This is a genomic window from Tepidibacter aestuarii, from assembly GCF_934924865.1.
GTDB classification, from domain to species: domain Bacteria; phylum Bacillota; class Clostridia; order Peptostreptococcales; family Peptostreptococcaceae; genus Tepidibacter_A; species Tepidibacter_A aestuarii.
This window is the reverse complement of sequence record NZ_OW235315.1, coordinates 1,175,162-1,193,728: the sequence shown is the minus strand read 5'-3', so window position 1 is coordinate 1,193,728 and position 18,567 is coordinate 1,175,162. Positions and strand designations below refer to the sequence as shown.

17 protein-coding genes and 1 tRNA gene are annotated in these 18,567 nt (G+C 29.1%); 1 reads left to right on the top strand and 17 read right to left on the bottom strand.

What is annotated here, in order from left to right; translation table 11 throughout:
- Positions 1–62 precede the first annotated feature (62 nt).
- Both M2214_RS05755 and M2214_RS05750 read right to left on the bottom strand, forming a co-directional pair.
- The gene (locus M2214_RS05755; protein ID WP_248483697.1) at positions 63–1,130 is read right to left on the bottom strand and encodes a transglutaminase domain-containing protein; all 1,068 of its coding nucleotides are present in this window, start codon (positions 1,128–1,130) and stop codon (positions 63–65) included.
- Between the two features lie 86 nt (positions 1,131–1,216).
- Positions 1,217–1,292: transfer RNA gene (locus tag M2214_RS05750), tRNA-Gln, on the bottom strand.
- A 396-nt stretch (positions 1,293–1,688) separates the two neighbouring features.
- On the opposite strand from M2214_RS05750, the gene M2214_RS05745 reads away from it, so the two are divergent.
- Positions 1,689–3,692 carry a methyl-accepting chemotaxis protein gene (locus tag M2214_RS05745; RefSeq protein WP_248483695.1) on the top strand — a complete coding sequence of 668 codons (2,004 nt, stop codon included), beginning with the start codon at positions 1,689–1,691 and terminating at the stop codon, positions 3,690–3,692.
- Between the two features lie 86 nt (positions 3,693–3,778).
- On the opposite strand, the gene M2214_RS05740 is transcribed toward M2214_RS05745, so the two are convergent.
- The 15 genes from M2214_RS05740 to smc form a co-directional block, all read right to left on the bottom strand.
- Complete coding sequence (locus M2214_RS05740; RefSeq protein ID WP_248483693.1) at positions 3,779–5,305, bottom strand: YifB family Mg chelatase-like AAA ATPase; 1,527 nt, start codon at positions 5,303–5,305, stop codon at positions 3,779–3,781.
- Between the two features lie 13 nt (positions 5,306–5,318).
- Complete coding sequence (locus tag M2214_RS05735) at positions 5,319–5,672, bottom strand: YraN family protein (RefSeq protein WP_248483691.1); 354 nt, start codon at positions 5,670–5,672, stop codon at positions 5,319–5,321.
- Positions 5,673–5,878: 206 nt separating this feature from the next.
- A complete protein-coding gene (locus M2214_RS05730; protein ID WP_248483689.1) occupies positions 5,879–6,151 on the bottom strand; it encodes an EscU/YscU/HrcU family type III secretion system export apparatus switch protein in 273 nt (90 codons plus the stop codon).
- Between the two features lie 4 nt (positions 6,152–6,155).
- Complete coding sequence (locus M2214_RS05725) at positions 6,156–7,631, bottom strand: hypothetical protein (RefSeq protein ID WP_248483687.1); 1,476 nt, start codon at positions 7,629–7,631, stop codon at positions 6,156–6,158.
- A gap of 1 nt (position 7,632) precedes the next feature.
- Positions 7,633–8,412, bottom strand: a complete 780-nt coding sequence (locus tag M2214_RS05720; protein ID WP_248483685.1) for a ribonuclease HII — start codon at positions 8,410–8,412, stop codon at positions 7,633–7,635.
- Between the two features lie 54 nt (positions 8,413–8,466).
- Positions 8,467–9,336, bottom strand: a complete 870-nt coding sequence (gene ylqF, locus M2214_RS05715; protein ID WP_248484783.1) for a ribosome biogenesis GTPase YlqF — start codon at positions 9,334–9,336, stop codon at positions 8,467–8,469.
- A gap of 190 nt (positions 9,337–9,526) precedes the next feature.
- On the bottom strand, positions 9,527–9,868 hold the full coding sequence (rplS, locus tag M2214_RS05710; RefSeq protein WP_248483683.1) for a 50S ribosomal protein L19: 342 nt from the start codon (positions 9,866–9,868) through the stop codon (positions 9,527–9,529).
- 80 nt (positions 9,869–9,948) lie between these two features.
- Positions 9,949–10,704, bottom strand: coding sequence for a tRNA (guanosine(37)-N1)-methyltransferase TrmD (trmD, locus tag M2214_RS05705; RefSeq protein ID WP_248483681.1), 756 nt, complete (start codon positions 10,702–10,704; stop codon positions 9,949–9,951).
- The gene (gene rimM, locus M2214_RS05700) at positions 10,704–11,207 is read right to left on the bottom strand and encodes a ribosome maturation factor RimM (RefSeq protein ID WP_256466708.1); all 504 of its coding nucleotides are present in this window, start codon (positions 11,205–11,207) and stop codon (positions 10,704–10,706) included. The genes trmD and rimM overlap by 1 nt, the downstream gene beginning before the upstream one ends.
- 164 nt (positions 11,208–11,371) lie before the next feature.
- Positions 11,372–11,602 (bottom strand): KH domain-containing protein, encoded by a 231-nt coding sequence (locus M2214_RS05695; protein WP_248483677.1) that lies wholly within the window; start codon positions 11,600–11,602, stop codon positions 11,372–11,374.
- 27 nt (positions 11,603–11,629) lie between these two features.
- Positions 11,630–11,875, bottom strand: coding sequence for a 30S ribosomal protein S16 (gene rpsP / locus M2214_RS05690; protein ID WP_099190410.1), 246 nt, complete (start codon positions 11,873–11,875; stop codon positions 11,630–11,632).
- A gap of 21 nt (positions 11,876–11,896) precedes the next feature.
- Positions 11,897–13,252 carry a signal recognition particle protein gene (ffh, locus tag M2214_RS05685; RefSeq protein WP_248483675.1) on the bottom strand — a complete coding sequence of 452 codons (1,356 nt, stop codon included), beginning with the start codon at positions 13,250–13,252 and terminating at the stop codon, positions 11,897–11,899.
- Positions 13,249–13,617 carry a YlxM family DNA-binding protein gene (ylxM, locus tag M2214_RS05680; protein WP_248483673.1) on the bottom strand — a complete coding sequence of 123 codons (369 nt, stop codon included), beginning with the start codon at positions 13,615–13,617 and terminating at the stop codon, positions 13,249–13,251. Before ylxM ends, ffh begins: the two co-directional genes overlap by 4 nt.
- Positions 13,618–13,708: 91 nt before the next feature.
- Positions 13,709–14,992, bottom strand: coding sequence for a signal recognition particle-docking protein FtsY (ftsY, locus tag M2214_RS05675; protein ID WP_248483671.1), 1,284 nt, complete (start codon positions 14,990–14,992; stop codon positions 13,709–13,711).
- Between the two features lie 10 nt (positions 14,993–15,002).
- Positions 15,003–18,563, bottom strand: coding sequence for a chromosome segregation protein SMC (gene smc, locus M2214_RS05670; RefSeq protein WP_248483669.1), 3,561 nt, complete (start codon positions 18,561–18,563; stop codon positions 15,003–15,005).
- Positions 18,564–18,567: the final 4 nt, after the last annotated feature.

Genomic DNA, 18,567 nt, shown 5'->3' with positions numbered 1-18,567 from the left:
ATCTAAAATCGGATTAATAATTTTGACTTTACACATATTCAATTACACATTCATATATCATTTTAATTAAAATAAAGTATATAAATGATTATATCTTCATATTCTTCTGATTTAATCTCTATTTCCCATCTATTTGAAAACTTATTTAATTTCAACTCTGCATTACTACTTCTAGGTGTAAATTCTATAGTCTTTCCCTGTATTTCATTTCTATTTAGATAATATTCTTGTATATTTGGATCAAAATTATATAATGATACTCCATCTATTTTTATATCACTTAATGATAACATTGTTTCTTTTCTTATTCCTTCATATTTTGTATCAGCTAAAGGATAAAGTGTTTTATCCCATGAATGATCTTTTTCCATGAATTCATCTGTAGAATTAAAATACTCATAGCTTACTTCATTTATTTTATCAGATATATTTACATATGAAGGATCATTCCAAGTTGTATCTAAATGATACCATTTTCCTTCTATATAAACCATATTCCATGCATGATTTCCTCCTGTCACCAATTCATTTTGTATACCTACTTTATCTAACATTAACTTTGCTAGGTGAGCATACCCTGAACAAACAGTCTTTCCTTCAAATAATGCTGTATACGAATTTGTTTTTTTATTGGTTTTATCATACTCTATGTTTGTTACTATCCAATCATTTATAGCTTTTTCTTTTTCAAAATCAGACATCGTAGAATCAATTATTTCGGATGTAATTGAATTCACCCTATCTTTTACCTTAGAATATTCTTCTTTCGTCAAATTATATTGGAATGATATTTTAACTTTTGATTTGTAAGAATAACTAGTTGTATTCGTTTCATAGTTATTCACCAATAATGTATATTCTCCATTTTCCTCAATCAGACTTTTTACTACTTCGCTAATTTTTTGTATTATATCAGAAGTATCTCCCTTATAAGTAAAACTCACTTCATTATCTAGATTTTCTATAGCAGTCTTTATATTATCTTCAACTTGGTTTAAACTTGTATAAACTGAATCTGCATTAACAAACTCTATTTCTTCTAAATTATGTTTGACTATATTATTAACCTCACTACATCCTGTCAGTAAAATCAACATGGTGTATATAATTACTTGTAGTGCTATCTTCATAACTCAATCTCCCCTATACTTCAAATTATGAGTTTTTTATTATATAATAAAAACCTCAAGAACATAATTCTTGAGGTTTTTTTAATTGGCTGGGGATGCTGGACTCGAACCAACGCATGCAGGAATCAAAATCCTGAGCCTTACCGACTTGGCGAATCCCCAATATTATAAATTATTAAATGTCACTTGCACTCCGTGCTTACGTACATATTACTACATTTTTATAAATACGTCAACATTTTTTTATATTATTTTGATATTTCATCTAGTATTAAGTCTATTCCTACGGCACCTACGAACTCTTCATTATCATAAACTGCTTTTGCTATAGTAATACATATAATATCCTTTTTCTTTTCCAAAGTATACATATTGTATTTTCTCACCGTAAATATTTTTTATTTATCCCAATGCTAATTTATTAAAGTATTTCTGCACTTTTATAATTTCATTGAATTTTGCAAAAAATTTAACAATAATTACAAGGAATTTAAAGATAATTGTAGAATATATAAAAAAACAATCGAAAATAGTCAGTTTTAAAAAAGGAGGCAATATATGAAAGTTACAATTAAGAGCAAATTAATTATTCTCGTTTTAGCATTAATAGTAATACCTCTGTCTATTTTAGGAAGTACATCTTATATAAAATCCAAAAAGGTATTAGAAAAACAGTTTAGACATTCTATGGAAGCTCTAAATAATGATATTAAGGAATCTATTAAAAATTATTTTGATGGATATAAACATGGTATTCAAATGATAGGTAGCAATATGGATGCAGAACAAATACTTATTCACCCAGAATATGAACCTTTTTTAATGGAATTATTAGAAACTTATATAGAAAGTTATCCAGATGCAACTCACATATACATGGGAACAGTAGACGGAGGTTTTAGAATATATCCTCATACAGAGATGAGTAGTGATTATGATCCTAGATTAAGACCGTGGTATCAAAAAGCTGTAGAAAACCACAGTGCTGTTTTTACAGATATATATCAGGATATTGTTAATAAAAAACCATCAATTGCTTGTGCATCTCCTGTTTATGAAAATGGAGACAAAAACAAATTAGTTGGTGTAGTTAGTGTAACAATACCAATAGATGTATTATCGACTAAAATAAACTCTATAAAAGTAGGAGAAAAAGGATACCCATATATTTTAGATTTTAATGGAAATTTTATTACTCATAAAAATCCTGAGTTAATAGGAAAAGAGATAAATGTACCGGAAATAAAAGACGCTGTAAGTAGTAATTCAGATACAGGTATTGTAGATTATAAGTGGAAAGAATCTAATGGAACTATATCTGAAAAGTTTTCAGTATATAAAAAAATGCCAGAGTTTGGATGGACAGTTTTATCTGCTATATATATAGATGAAATAAAAAAAGATACCAGTGGGATACTTAGTAATGCTGTATTAATAGGGATAATTATACTTATAATTGCATCAGTAGCAGGCATAATGCTTGCAAATAATATGACAAAAAATATCAATTCTATATTGAATGGTATGAACAAGGTGAAAGATGGAGATTTTACAGTAAAATTAGGTGTTAAGTCAAATGATGAAATTGGATTGATGTCACATAATTTTGACATTATGGTGGAAAATGTTAAAGGTCTTTTAAATAATGCAAAGAATGTAAGTGAAGAAGTATCGGGTGCTGCAATAAATCTTGTGGCTACATCAGATCAAACAAGTGCATCCAGTGAAGAAATAGCAAAAACTGTAGAAGAAATAGCAAGAGGAGCAAGTCAGCAGGCAGTAGATGCAGAAAACGGAGCAAGGCTTGCATCTAATTTAGATGATAAATTTAATAAATTGGCAAATAATACAGATACTATGTTTAAAAATGCAAATGAAGCAATTAGTGTAAACATAGAAGGAGTAAATGTAGTTAATGAGCTTAAAGAAAAAACTGATTTAAATAACCAATCTATTAATAAAATAGAAGATGCAGTAAAACAGTTAAGTGAAAAGTCTAGTAATATAGAAAATATATTACAAACAATAAGATCTATATCTGAGCAAACAAATTTATTGGCACTAAATGCAAGTATAGAAGCAGCAAGAGCAGGCGAAGCAGGAAAGGGATTTGCAGTTGTTGCTGAAGAGATAAGAAAGCTTGCACAAGGATCCAGTGCTGCAACTGATGAAATAAAAGAAATAGTAGATGCTATAAAATATGAAAGTGAAAATACAGTTGATATTATGAGCGAAGTAAAAAATGTTTCAATTGACCAAAATAAATCTGTAATAGATGTAAATAATTCATTTGGAAAAATATCAAAATCAATAGATAATATTACAAATGAAATAGAGCAGGTTAATAAGTTTGTAATAGATATAATAAAAGATAAAGATTTAATAGTTGAGTCTATAGGAAGTATGTCCGCAGTATCAGAAGAAACAGCAGCAGCATCTGAAGAGGTTACAGCTTCAGCTCATCAGCAATCAATAGCTGTTGATGAAGTTGCAAGGAGTGCAGAAAGACTTAGTGAACTTTCGTTAAAGTTAAATGAACAAATAGATAGATTTAAAGTGTAATATTAACCCCCTTAAAGTAAATAACTTTAAGGGGATTGTTATTCCAGTTGTATTTTAATAAGTATTATTTTCCGCTTAATTAAGCACTATCCCCAATAATTATAATAAGCCTTCCTAAAAGAAAGTGCCTCAGCTATATGACTCACCTTTATATCATCTTCTTCAAGATCTGCTATAGTTCTTGCAGTTTTTAAAAGTTTATAATAACTTCTTGAACTAAATTTATACTTACTAAACACAGTCTTTATAAAATCCTTGCACTCTTTATCTAAGTAACAATATTCTTCAATTTTCTTAGTATTTATATCATTATTAGTATTTATACCATAACCATTATATCTTTCACTCTGAACTTTTCTAGCTTTTTCAACCCTCTTTTTTACATCTTTTGATGTTTCTTCTTTTTTATTGCTTTGAAATTCTTCAAAATTTAAAGGATTTACCTCTACGAATAAATCAAATCTATCAAGAAGTGGGCCTGATGCTCTATTTAAATATCTATTTATTTCACTAGCAGTACATTTACATCTTCCCTCATTAGGGCCTTGAAAGAAGCCACAATGGCATGGATTCATAGCTGAAATAACTAAAGTATCACAATCATAGGTTTGACTCATCTTAACCCTAGATATATTAATATACTTATCTTCTATCGGTTGTCTTAAACTTTCTAACGTTCTCCTATCAAATTCAAGCATTTCATCTAGAAAAAGTACACCTCTATGAGACAGCACTACCTCTCCAGGTTTTGCATCTCTTCCCCCTCCGATTAAGGCAGTCTTAGTCGCTGTATGGTGTATTGATCTAAAAGGTCTTTGAGTTATTATCCCTATATTCTCATCTATAAGTCCTGCTGCGCTGTATATCCTACTAACTTCTATCACCTCTTCTTCTGTCATATCTGGAAGTATAGTGTTTATCCTTTTAGCTATCATTGTCTTTCCGCTTCCAGGAGGGCCTATCATTAGCATGTTATGGTTTCCTGCTGCGGCTATTTCCATGGCTCTTTTCACAAAATAATTCCCCTTTATATCCGAAAAATCTAATCTATAATCCTTATTTTTAATCAACTTTTCTTTATTAGTATATATATCAAGCTTTATATTACCAGCTAAAAAATCTATAACCTGCTTTAAATCATCTACAGGATAAATATCTAATCCATCTATGTATGATGCCTCCTTTAAATTTTTAGAGGGTAAAAACACCCGTTTTATATTATTAGACTTTGCATTTATTATTATAGGAAGAATTCCCCTTACCTTTTTTAACTTTCCATCAAGAGATAATTCGCCTAAAAACAGAGTTTGGCTCATATATTCATTATTTAATTCATATAAATTGCTTAATATTCCAACAGCCATAGAAAGATCAAAATAAGGTCCTTCCTTTCTTATATCAGCAGGCGATAGATTAATAACTATCCTAGAATTCAAAAAAACATATCCTGAATTTAATATTGCAGACTTTATCCTTTCTTTAGCTTCTTTAATAGATGCATCAGGAAGACCTATTATATTAAACACCGGTAACCCCTTCGTTATATCTACCTCAACATCTACAACAAATCCATCTATTCCTATTAAACAAGCACTCTTTATCTTACAAAACACATTAACACCACCCTTAGTTAACACAAAAAGCATTTTCTATATGATTGATATCATTATCACTTAAATATACCTCTATAACATCAAAACCGATATCCATATTTTTTATGTTCTTATACATTATATATTGCTTTGCAGTCGATATAATCTTTCTCTGCTTTTTATAATTTACAGCCTCACTTGGATATCCATAATTTATAGATTTCCTGGATTTTACCTCTACAAACAAAATCTTATTCTCTTTATATGCTATTAAATCTATCTCTCCTATTTTCGTTCTATAGTTCTTCTCAAGTATATGAAAGTTGTTCTTTATCAAATAATTGCACGCAATTTTTTCTCCTAATCTTCCTTTTTCCTTATTATTCATATATTCCTCCACATAACAAAATTCGCTTTATGCTAACGCATAGCTCATGTCGCCAACGAGTCCTACGGGCTCCGTTGCTCAAAATAGTTGATACTGTAGTTCTTTCACCAATGTTATCCATAATGCTATTTTTTATAATCCTTTAGTATATAAAAATACCCATAATCTTTTTATTTAGATTATGGGTATTAAAAAACAAACTTATACTATTTAATTTTAGAATCCATATCAGATATAAATATCAAAATTTCTGCAACAGCTTCGTAAAGCTCTTGTGGTATTTCTTGTCCTAATTCTAGGTGTTCAAGCTGTTTTGCAAGTTTCTCATCCTTGTATATAGGTATATTGTTTTCTTTGGCGGTTTCTAATATCTTATCAGCAACCTTTCCCTTTCCCTTACCTATGAGCTTTGGAGCATCATCTTTATCTATATTGTACTTCAAGGCTGTAGCTATTTTTATTCCCTTATTTAATTTCATATAATCACACCCACATATTAAAATTAGAGAACTTATTGTTTATATACTCAATATTATTTAGTATTTGCTCATTTTGAGTTTTTATCTTGTAGTTTATATTGATATTATTTATGCCTATGTTCTTTAATACATCTACTAGCTTTGTTTCATTTTTTTCAAACATATTCTTTGTTTTTTCATCTCTCAATCCAAAGACTATACTTAAATCCTTGTTATCGTAGTTTAACATAGTATCTATTCTATTTAAATTATGAGTGTTTAATGATATAAGTATGCTTATAGAATTTTTGCTACCTTTTTTATTTTTTGTTTTTTCAGATAAGACTATTTCAGCTAAATTTTTATACTCTTTATATTCAAAAGGAATTTGAAAATACATGTATTCATTTGATATATCATTTAAAAGCTCAAGCTTTTGATTTACCTCATGAAACTCCCCTTTCATGCTCTCTCCTAACTTTATTTCATTTTGAATATTTAAAACCTTTACCAACGAGTCCATATCCTGTTTTATTTTCTCGACATCGATTTTTTTATCTGTATTTAAATTTTGAATCATACTTTTTATTATCTTTTTTATATCCTCTTTAGGTAATGTATCTGCTTTGGATGTATCATTAGAGATATCTTTTTGAGTATCAGATTCAGTTGTATTTTCCTTTATTACATTGAGCTTTTGTATGTCTTCTTTTGTATTATGAGGATTATTTTTTTTAATATCCTGAGTTACTCCTTTACCAAGTCCTAAATCTTCATCTATTATATTGTTTATTTCCTTTAATATATCATCTAAATTTTCTCCTTTTAAAAGAGAATCTAAATTTTTCATATTATCTATATTTATTTTAAATTTATTTTTAAATAAAAATAGTATATCTTTTTCTTTAAAATCTATATTCTTTAAGTCTTTTAAAAAATTCAATATATTCTTGCCATCTTTGTTTATATATATATCTTTTACGATTTCTTTTATTTCTTTAGCTTCTATATTCTCTATATTCTTGTTTAATATCTCGACCTCTTCTTTTGTAAGTCTTGATAGTATATTAAATGAACCTATATTATCTTTTATGATTTTAAAATTCTTCAAATTAACAGGAATATTTTGTTTTATCATCTCTTTTATGAGTGATTTATTTTCTTCATTATTTGGCAGTTTAAGATCACTTATCAAATTATTTATCTTAGCATCTAATTCTTTCTCAAGTGCGGTTCCCTCTATTTGAGGTTGTAAAACTATATTCTTATTTCCATTTAAAACCTTAAAATTAACCTCTTCTCCAAGTAAATTTTCAAGAGGTATATTGCTATTTGCCATAAACGCTTTACCGTTTTGAAGAAGTATTTTTACTGCATTAGATTTAACATCTAGTATCTTTCCTGTTACAGATTCATTATTTTTTATAGCGTCATTTATCTGCTTGCTTCCCTTGGCACCTATTGTCCTTAAATTAAAATCACTATATCCCGAAATCCTCATATTAGTCTCCGTTTAAAATAGATTTGAGAAAGGATCTTCTGTGAATAGGAGTTATCCCTTGATTTTTTATAGCTTCATAATGCTCCTTTGTTCCATATCCTTTATGCTTTGAAAATCCATACTCACTATATTTATCGTCATATTCATACATAAGTTTATCCCTAGTTACCTTAGCTAAAATACTAGCTGCTGCTATTGATATAGACTTGCTATCTCCTTTTATTATAGCTTTTTGTGCTATATCTATATTAGGTATAGTAACTGCATCTATTAATAAGCAATCTGGCTTATTCTTTAAATTATTTATGGCTTTTTTCATAGCAAGATATGTAGCGTTCAATATATTTATTTCATCTATCTTGCCGTTATCAACTATCCCTATTCCATAATCTAGCGCTTCATTTTTTATTGTTTCAAATAATTCGTTTCTCTTTTCTTCACTTAGCTTCTTAGAGTCATTTATATACTTTATATCTACATCTTTATCAAATACAACAACTGCTGCAACAACAGGACCAGCTAAAGGACCTCTCCCTGCCTCATCTATACCACCTATATATGTATATCCGTTTTCATAAGACCATCTCTCAAATTCTTTTATTCTATGTATTCTCTCTTCTTCTTTTCTTAAAGCATCTAATTTCTTAGATAACTTAAGAGCTATTTTTTGAACAGACTTTCTCTCATCATTACTTAAAATATCTATATACTTCATATAATCATTTTCATCTATATTGTTTACAAACTCATTTATATCCTTTACCTTCATATTTCCAAACATATTTTTTCCTCCTTTTATATAAAAAATAGAGAAAGAATTAATTCTTTCTCTAGCTTATTTTTCAAAGTCAGCAGGCACTTCTAAAGTCATTTTTCCTGTTTTACCTTCTCTAAATTCATTTAGAACTATTTTTGCAACCCTTGTATAATCTATTTCTTTACGCGCCATTAGACATCCTCTTTTAACTCCTATCATCTCCATAGTTTCAAGAGGTGTTTGACCTAATTCTTCTAGCTTATATCTTTCTTTTAAGTTTTCAGGATATATATCTTCAAGCTTTTCTATAAATCTTAGAGCTAATGTCTCTACATCTAGTATCTCATCCTTTATTGCTCTAGTAAATGCTAAATTCATAGCCACATTTTCATCTTCAAACCTAGGCCAAAGTATTCCTGGTGTATCTAAAAGTTCTAAATTCCCCTTTAATTTAACCCATTGGTTTCCCTTTGTAACTCCAGGTCTATCTCCAGTTTGAGTACTTTTTCTTCCAGCAAGCTTATTTATAAGAGTTGATTTTCCTACATTTGGAACTCCAACTATCATAAGTCTAATAGCTCTTTCCTTTCTTCCCTTTTTTATCAAAGCTTCCATCTTTTCTCTTACTGCTTCTCTACATTCTTGTATTATCTTATCTACACCTTTTCCAGAGATTGTGTTTACAGGTATAGCCTTAACGCCTTGTGATTCATAATAGTCTTGCCATAATTTTATCTTACTTGGATCTGCCATATCGAACTTATTTAAAACAACAACCTTTGGCTTGTCCTTTATTATATTGTCTACATCTGGATTTTTACTACTAAATGGGATTCTGCTGTCTAATAGCTCGACGACCACATCTATTAGTTTTAAATTTTTTTGTAATGATTCTTTAGTTTTTTTCATATGTCCTGGATACCAGTTTATATTCATTCTATTATCCATGTTTTCCATATTATCACATCCATTTTATATTTTAATCTTACTCTATATATTAAAAAGTTCATTTCATGTTATTGCATAGCTCGTGTAACCATAGTGAATAGTTTTATTCATATATCAACATTATAAATAAGTTGAATTTATTATAATCTATATATATATTAAAAGGGACTGAAAAACAGTCCCATTAAAATTACTTAGCTTCTTTAATTTTAGCTTTCTTTCCAACTCTTTCACGGATGTAGTAGATTTTAGCTCTTCTAACTTTACCTTTTCTAACTACTTCGATTTTTTCGATTTTTGGAGAGTGAACAGGTAATACCTTCTCAACACCTACACCAAAAGATATTTTTCTTACAGTGAAAGTTTCTCTAGCTCCTCCACCTTGTCTTTTGATAACTACTCCTTCAAACATCTGAACTCTTTCTCTTTTACCCTCTTTGATCTTTATGTGTACTTTTACAGTATCACCAGTTCCAAATGCAGGTATTTCCTTCTTAAGTTGTTCTTGCTCAATAGCTCTTAATATATCCATGTTTCTTCCTCCTAATCATAGACGTTCTTAATATTTTCCATAGCAGAGGAACGCCCGTTATTTTCAACCATTAAATTTTATCACTTTTTTTTATTATTTGCAATAGTTTTTGATCTTTTTTGTATATATTTCTTGTCTTTATCTGTTAAAGCTGCTTTTTTCATCAAATCAGGTCTTTTTTGTATAGTTATATCTATAGATTGCTCTCTTCTCCACTGATCTATATTTTTATGATTTCCAGATAACAATACATTAGGAACCTTTTCATCCATAAATTCTCTAGGTCTTGTATAATGAGGATATTCAAGCAAATTATCTTTGAATGATTCTTCTTCAAACGATTCATCCTGGCCTAAAACACCAGATATTAATCTTGATATAGAGTCTATTAATATAAGTGCTGGTAGCTCTCCACCTGTTAAAACATAATCTCCTATAGATATCTCATGAGTTACTATAAGATCTATTATTCTTTGATCTACTCCCTCATAATGCCCACATAAAAGTATTATGTCATTATCAAGAGAAAACTTTTCAGCCATTTCTTGCTTATACACTTTCCCTTTTGGAGTTAGATATATAACCTTTGGATCTTCTATGTTAAATTTTTGTATTATATGCATATAAGTATCGTATATTGGCTGAGGAGTCATAACCATACCTGCTCCCCCACCATATGGATAATCGTCTACTTTTTTATGCTTATTATTTGAAAAATCTCTTATATTATAAAGTTTTATATCTATTAAACCCTTATCATTAGCTCTTTTCATTATACTTTCATTTATATATGACTCAAATATTTGAGGAAATAATGTCATTACGTGGATTCTCATTATATCATTCCTTCTATTGGATCTATTATCATCTTTTTATCTTCAATACTAAGTTCAGGAACAAATTTTTTAATAGCTGGAATTAATATTTCTTTATTTTCATCGTTCTTTATTAAGTAAACATCATTAGCCGCAGTTTGTAATACTTCATCTAAAACTCCAATATATTCTCCACCTACTGTATATGCTTTTATGCCTATTAAGTCAGATATAAAATATTCATCATCTTCAAGCTCTCTAGCATTTTCTCTTGGTATTCTAAGATATTTTTTCATAAGCTTTTCAGCATCATTTATACTATCTATTCCTTTTATCTTTAAGATTACTACGTTTCCTTTGTATCTTACTTTCTCAATCTCATACTTAGTCTCTTTATCATCAGATATATATACCCAATCTATTTCTTCAAATCTCTCTTTGTAATCAGTTAGTGGGTATACCCTCATTTCACCTTTTAACCCTTGAACTTTTACTATTTGACCAATTTTAAAGTATTCTATCATTATTTTCACCTACCTTTTTTATAATGAGTAGGAAATTATATTCCTATTTAAATTGTGGATAAGTATAATTTCTGTTATGAATTTCAAAAAAGTCTACGTTTAAATTCTCCAAAAGAAGACTTTTTTATTATGCACAAAAAGGATTAGGGTTAACCCTAATCCTTTTATTGAACAATTTCAACACTAACTTGTTTATTCTGCTTAATAGCTGCAGATTTAACTAAGGTTCTAATAGCTTTTGCTATTCTACCTTGTTTCCCTATAACCTTACCCATGTCTTCTTGGGCAACTCTAAGCTCTATGATTATAGAGTGTGTTCCTTCTGTCTCTTTAACAACAACTTCATCAGGGTTATCAACTAGAGATTTAGCTATCTTCTCGACCAATTCTCTCATGATACCACCTCCTATTTAGAAGGATATCTATTCCATAATTCCGTTTTTCTTAAATAAAGACTTAACAGTATCAGTTGGTTGAGCACCATCTTTTAACCATTTAGAAGCTCTCTCATCATTTATCTTGATTTGCTTTGGTTGAGAAACTGGATTGTAGTATCCGATTTCTTCGATGAACTTACCATCTCTCGGAGAACGAGAATCAGCAACAACTATTCTATAAAAAGGTTTCTTGTTAGCACCCATTCTTTTTAATCTTATCTTAACTGCCATGTATTTCACCTCCCTTAAAATTTATAATTTATTTCCAAAGAAAGGAAGTTTCATTTTTCCTCCCTTTTTCATACTCTTTTCTAAATCTCCAAATTGCTTCATCATTTTTTTAGTTTGTTCAAACTGTTTTACAAGTCTGTTAACCTCTTGTACCTTGGTTCCACTACCATTTGCAATCCTTCTTCTTCTACTTGCATTTAGAATTGATGGATTTTTTCTTTCTTTTTTTGTCATAGACTTTATGATAGCTTCTATTCTGCGGATTTCTTTATCATCAAAACTTACATTCTTTAGCTCTTTTGCTCCGCTCATTCCAGGAATCATCTCCATAATCTTATTCAAAGGTCCTAAGCTCTTTACTTGTTCCATTTGAGTTAAGAAATCTTCAAAATCAAATTCCTGATTTTTAATTTTGGCTTCTAATTCCTTAGCCTTTTTAACATCTATAGCTTGTTCAGCTTTTTCTATTAAAGATAGAACATCTCCCATTCCAAGAATTCTCGATGCCATTCTATCTGGGTGAAATGCCTCTAAATCATCAAGCTTTTCTCCCATACCTATAAATTTTATAGGCTTTCTCGTAACAGATCTTACCGAAAGTGCTGCTCCACCTCTAGTGTCTCCATCTAATTTAGTAAGAACAACTCCATCTATTCCTAATGCTTCATTGAAATTCTCAGCAACATTTACAGCGTCTTGACCTGTCATAGAGTCTATAACTAATAATATTTCATGAGGTTTAACCTCAGTTTTTATGTTCTTTAATTCATCCATTAAAAGTTCATCTATATGAAGTCTACCAGCCGTATCTATAATAACAACATCGTTATTATGATCAAGTGCGTGGTTAATTCCTTCTTTTGCTATATTAACAGGATTTTCTTTATCTCCCATTGAAAAAACAGGTATTTCAAGTTGACTTCCTACAACTTGTAGCTGCTTAATAGCCGCGGGTCTGTACACGTCACAGGCTACTAATAACGGCTTTTTACCTTGTTTCTTAAGTAATCCCCCTAGTTTTCCTCCGGTAGTAGTTTTACCTGCCCCTTGAAGTCCAACTAACATTATTACAGTAGGAGGCTTCGATGCAAAGCTTATTTTACTTTGAACATTTCCCATTAAATCTGTAAGTTCTTCATTAACTATCTTTATTACATGCTGTCCTGGAGTTAAACTTTCCATTACTTCTTGACCTACAGCTCTTTCTTTAACCTTGTTTACAAACTCTTTTACAACCTTAAAGTTAACATCGGCCTCAAGAAGTGCAAGTTTTACCTCTCTCATAGCATCTTTAACATCTTTTTCATTCAATTTACCCTTGCTCTTTAATTTCCCAAGAGTACCTTGAAGCTTCTCTGCTAATCCTTCAAAAATCATCTCAACAACTCCCTACAAATTTCTTCTAGATTTTCAATCTTAGGGACTAAACCATTAAAATTATTATCAACTTTAATTTCTTCTTTTATATCAACAACTTTTTCGTACAAGCTCTCTATTAGCTTATTTCTTTTATTGGATTTTTCTACTAGATTTAATTTTTTTTCATAATCCTGTAAAATCTTCTCAGCTCTCTTTAAAGTGTCATAGACCCCTTGTCTTGAAATTTTAAGATTTTCACTAATCTCACCCAATGAATAATCCTCATTATAGTATAGATTAACTGATTCTCTTTGTTTTTCAGTTAAAAGTTCTTTATAAAAATCGAATAAAATACCAATCTCTATGACTTTGTTTAATTCCATATTAACACTTCCCAAAGAATTATAAGTGTAAAGCTTGTCGCCTTTACAGATGTATTTTATATCAGATAATCCATCTTGTCAATAATTTTTATTAATTTTCGTCACCAAATAATGCTTTTACAAAATCTTTAGCATTAAAATCTTGAAGATCTTCCATTTTTTCTCCAACACCTATAAGCTTAACGGGTACATCAAGTTCTGATTTTACTGCAAGTACAACTCCACCTTTTGCAGTTCCATCCAGTTTCGTAAGTACTATACCAGTTATATTAGCAGCCTCTTTAAATACCTTTGCCTGAGATACTGCATTTTGACCAGTTGTAGCATCTACTACGAGTAAAACCTCTTTAGTAGCTTGTGGATATTCTCTATCTACAATTTTAAATACTTTACCCAGTTCATTCATAAGATTCTTTTTATTGTGAAGTCTACCAGCTGTATCACATATTAGTACATCTGCCTTTCTAGATTTTGCTGCAGCTATTGCATCAAATATTACAGCTCCAGGATCTGATCCCTCTGAGTGATTTATCATATCCACTCCAACTCTATTTGCCCAAACTTCTAACTGGTCTATTGCAGCAGCTCTAAATGTATCTCCTGCAGCTAACATTACACGTTTTCCTTCTTTTTTAAATCTATTAGCCATTTTTCCTATAGTAGTAGTTTTTCCTACTCCATTAACGCCCACAACCAATACAATAGCTGGAGCTGGCTCTATGTTAAGACTTGATTGTTCATCACCTAATATATCAGAAAGTATTTCTTTAAGTTCATCTCTAACATCTTTTGCCTCAGTTATTTTTTTACTTTTTACTCTATCTCTAAGTTTCTCTACAATGTCCATTGTAGTATTAACACCTACATCTGATGTTATAAGTATCTCTTCTAAATCTTCAAATAGTTCTTCATCTACCTTTACATAGGCTTTTAAAACTTGATCTACTCTATCTGTTATCCCTTTTTTTGTTTTAGACAATCCATCCTTTAATCTTGAGAATAGGCTTACCTTTATTTCTTCCTTTTTTTCTTCTTGTTCTTCTTTAACTTCCTCTTCAATTTCTTCACTTGATTCAATTTCATCTTCTTTAGTTTCTTCTATTTTCTCTTCTTTAGCTTTCTCTAATTTTTCTTCTATTACTTCTTCTAAATCTTGTTCAACGTATTCATCAACACTTATTTCATCTACTTTAAGTCCCTCTTTAGGCTTTTCTTCTATGGTCTTTTCTTTATTAACTTCTTCTTTAGCTTCCTCTTCCTGTTCTTCCTTTGATTCCCCTTTAATGTCTTCTTTAGATTCTTCTACTTCTTGTTCTATTTCCTGAATTTCTTGATTTTCTTTTTTCTTAAACTTATCAAATATTTTTTTTAACATAATTTACCTCCTAGCTCGCATTTTCATTAGTTAATTCTTGTGCTTGTTCTAGTTTTAGACTCAGTACTTTAGATATTGCTTTTTGCTCCATAGTTACACCATATATGTAATCTGATACCTGCATAGTTCCTCTTCTGTGAGTTATAGCTATGAATTGTGTATCTTTAGATAAACCTCTTAAGAATTCTCCATATCTATAAATATTAGCATCATCAAGAGGTGCTTCAATTTCATCTAATACACAAAACGGTGTAGGTCTTGTACTTATTATACTAAATAATATGGCTATTGCAGTTAATGCTTTTTCTCCTCCAGATAAAAGATTTATGTTTTTAAGCTTTTTACCAGGAGGTTGTGCTATTATTTCTATGTCACTTTGTAAAAGGTTAGATGGATCTACTATCTTAAGCTCTCCATGTCCTCCACCGAATAGTTTTTTGTAAATAACCATGTAGTACTCATTTATCTTTTTAAAGTTAACACTAAACTCACTTCTCATATTAGCCTCAAGATCTACTATTAATTTTTCTATTGATTCTATAGATTTTTCAAGATCCTTCTTTTGTTCTTCATAAAAATCATATCTTTCTTTTACTTCTTTATATTCCTGTATTGAATCAAGATTTACGTTTCCGATTCTCTTTATTTGATTCTTTAAGTTTTCTATTTTTTTCTTATCTATTTCTATCTCGTCATTTTTTAACGGTGTAGCATCTTTAAATGTAAGCTCATAATCTTCCCATAATTTATTGAAGTAATTTTCCTGACTAAGTTCAAGCTTATCTATTTTTGATTCTATCTTATACATACTTTCTTTTAATTGAGTATAGTTTTCTTCTTTTATTTTAAACTCTTCTTTTTTATCTTTTATCTCTTTTAGTATATTTAATTTATCATTTTTATAATCTTCATACTTTTTATTAAGGTCTATCATCTGTTCATTTAATTCTTCTTTTTCGACCTTTATCAAAATCTTCTTTTCACTTACATTTTGCTTTTCTAATTCTGAGCTTTTCATCTCTTTTTCTTTTGTAGCTGTGTTATTTTCTAGGTCGTTAATATAATCTTTTGCCATTTGAATTTGGTTTTGATTATTTTCATATACTTGAGTAAATTTAGCTATTTCAAGCTTTACTTCATTTAAAATTTGTATATCAGATTCGTATTTATGCTTGTATTCTTGTTTTTTAATATCTATTTCCTTTATAGTTTGTTCTATTTGAGATGTTTTGATATCAATTTCTTTTATTTCTTCGTTTAATTTAGTTATCAATTCATTCGTATACGATAGATTGTCATTAAATCCCAATTCTTCTTTTTCTAATTTAGCTTTTGTGTGTTCTATTGAATTTATATCTTGTTTGATATTATTAATATCTGAATTAATTTTAAAAATTGTTTTTTCCTTTTCTTGTATAGATACTTCTAAGTTAGATATATTATTCCTTTTTGTTTCTACGTCCTGTTCTGTATTAGATTTATTTTCTAATAAATTTTGTATTTCTACTGTTTCTTTTTCTATGTTTTCTTTAAACTCTTCTATTATTCTTTTTCTAGACAATAGGTTATTTACTGATTTCACACTACCACCAGTTAATGAACCTCCTGAGTTGAATACATCTCCCTTTAATGTCACTATCTTATACTTATAGTTAGTCATTTTACCAAGCTTTATAGCACAATCTATATCCTCTACAAATATTGTTCTTCCAAGTATATTTTCTATTATATTCTTAAATTCATCCTCAAACTTAACTATATCGCTGGCTATTCCTATTAAACCGTCTATTTTAGGTATTTCATTTATATTTACCTTTCTAGGTTTTATTATATTAATAGGTAAAAATGTTACTCTTCCTAGGTTGCCCTGCTTTAAGTATGAAATAGCTTGTTTTGCACTATATTCATCTTTTGTGATTACATTTTGAAGAGAAGATCCCATAGCAACTTCAACAGCTACCTCATATTCCTTACCTACCTTTATAACCTCTGCAACTGCACCCTTAATTCCCTGAAGTTTTTTATTTTTTAGTACCTCTTTTACACCTCTATAAAAACCTTCATATCTATTTTCCATATCAACATATACATTTAACTTAGAATTGTATTCATTTATTTTAAGTTTTTTGTTATTGATACTAGATTCTATGTTTTTAAGATTTGCAATAGATGAATTCAAATTATTTATCTCTTCATTTTTATTCAATTTCAATTTTTTAATAATATCATTATTCTCTTTTTCAATTTCTACGTTAGTTTTTAGTTTAGATTTCTTTTCTTCAGCCTGTAAACTTATCTCATCTATATTTCGTCTGACTTCTACTTTTCTATTTTGTATATTTTCAACACTGGTATTTAAACTTGAAAGTCTTATATTTTTATTGTTTTTTTCATCTAATAAATTTATTGCATCATTTTTTAGATCCTCAATCTTTTGCTCTATAGAATTTAGTTCAAGCATACCTTTGTCTGTGCTACCTTGAACCTCTTCCTTATTTTTGTTCAGATTTTCAAGATTTAAGAAAAGTTTATCATTATCATCAGTTAAAACCTTTAGCTCTTCTTCTTTTTGAAGCTTTTTTGATTTTAATTCTGATAATTCTTTTTCATTCCTTTGTTTATTAATCTGTATATTCTTTATTTTTTCATCTATTAAATTCAAGTCTGCTGTTTTCTTATCTATACCCACCTGAATTTGATGTATGCCTTCATTAGATTCAGTTATTTTGATCTCTAATTCAGATAATTTCTTCTCTATATCTATAATCTCTGTTTCTTGATTTTTCTTTGTTTTTTCTAAGTCTTCAAGTTGTTCAGAAAGTATCTTGCTGTGATTGTTTATTTCTTTCAACTCAACATCCAATGCCTCTATTTCCCTTATATAAGAGTTTACTTGAAATACTTTAAGCTCATCTGTAAGTTTTATATATTTTAGCGATTTTTCCTTTTGTATCTCTAAAGGTTTTAATTGATTCTCTATTTCATAAAAAATATCATTTATTCTCTCTAAATTTTCTTTTGTATTTTTAAGGTTTTTTTCTCCTTCTTGCTTTTTATACCTGTATTTAGATATACCACAAGCCTCATCAAACACTTTTCTTCTATTATTCACATTATTTCCTAGTATTTCATCAATCTTTCCTTGTTCTATTATAGAATATCCTTCTCTTCCTATTCCCGTATCAAGAAGTAATTCTTTGACATCTTTTAACCTACAATTTTTATTATTTATATAAAACTCACTCTCTCCAGATCTATAAGCTCTTCTCTTTATGCTAACTTCGCTGTAATCAATATTTATTATTCCTTCGCTATTATCTATAATAAGAGATACCTCACAATAGTTCATAGGTTTTTTATTGTCAGCACCTATAAATATTACATCTTCAAGCTTATCTCCTCTTAGGCTCTTTATACTTTGTTCTCCAAGAACCCATCTTATAGCATCTAACACATTACTCTTACCACTTCCATTAGGTCCTACAATAGACGTTATTCCTTTTTCAAATACTATCTCCGTTTTATTAGGAAAGGATTTAAAGCCCTTTAATTCTAACCTCTTTAAATACAAAAAA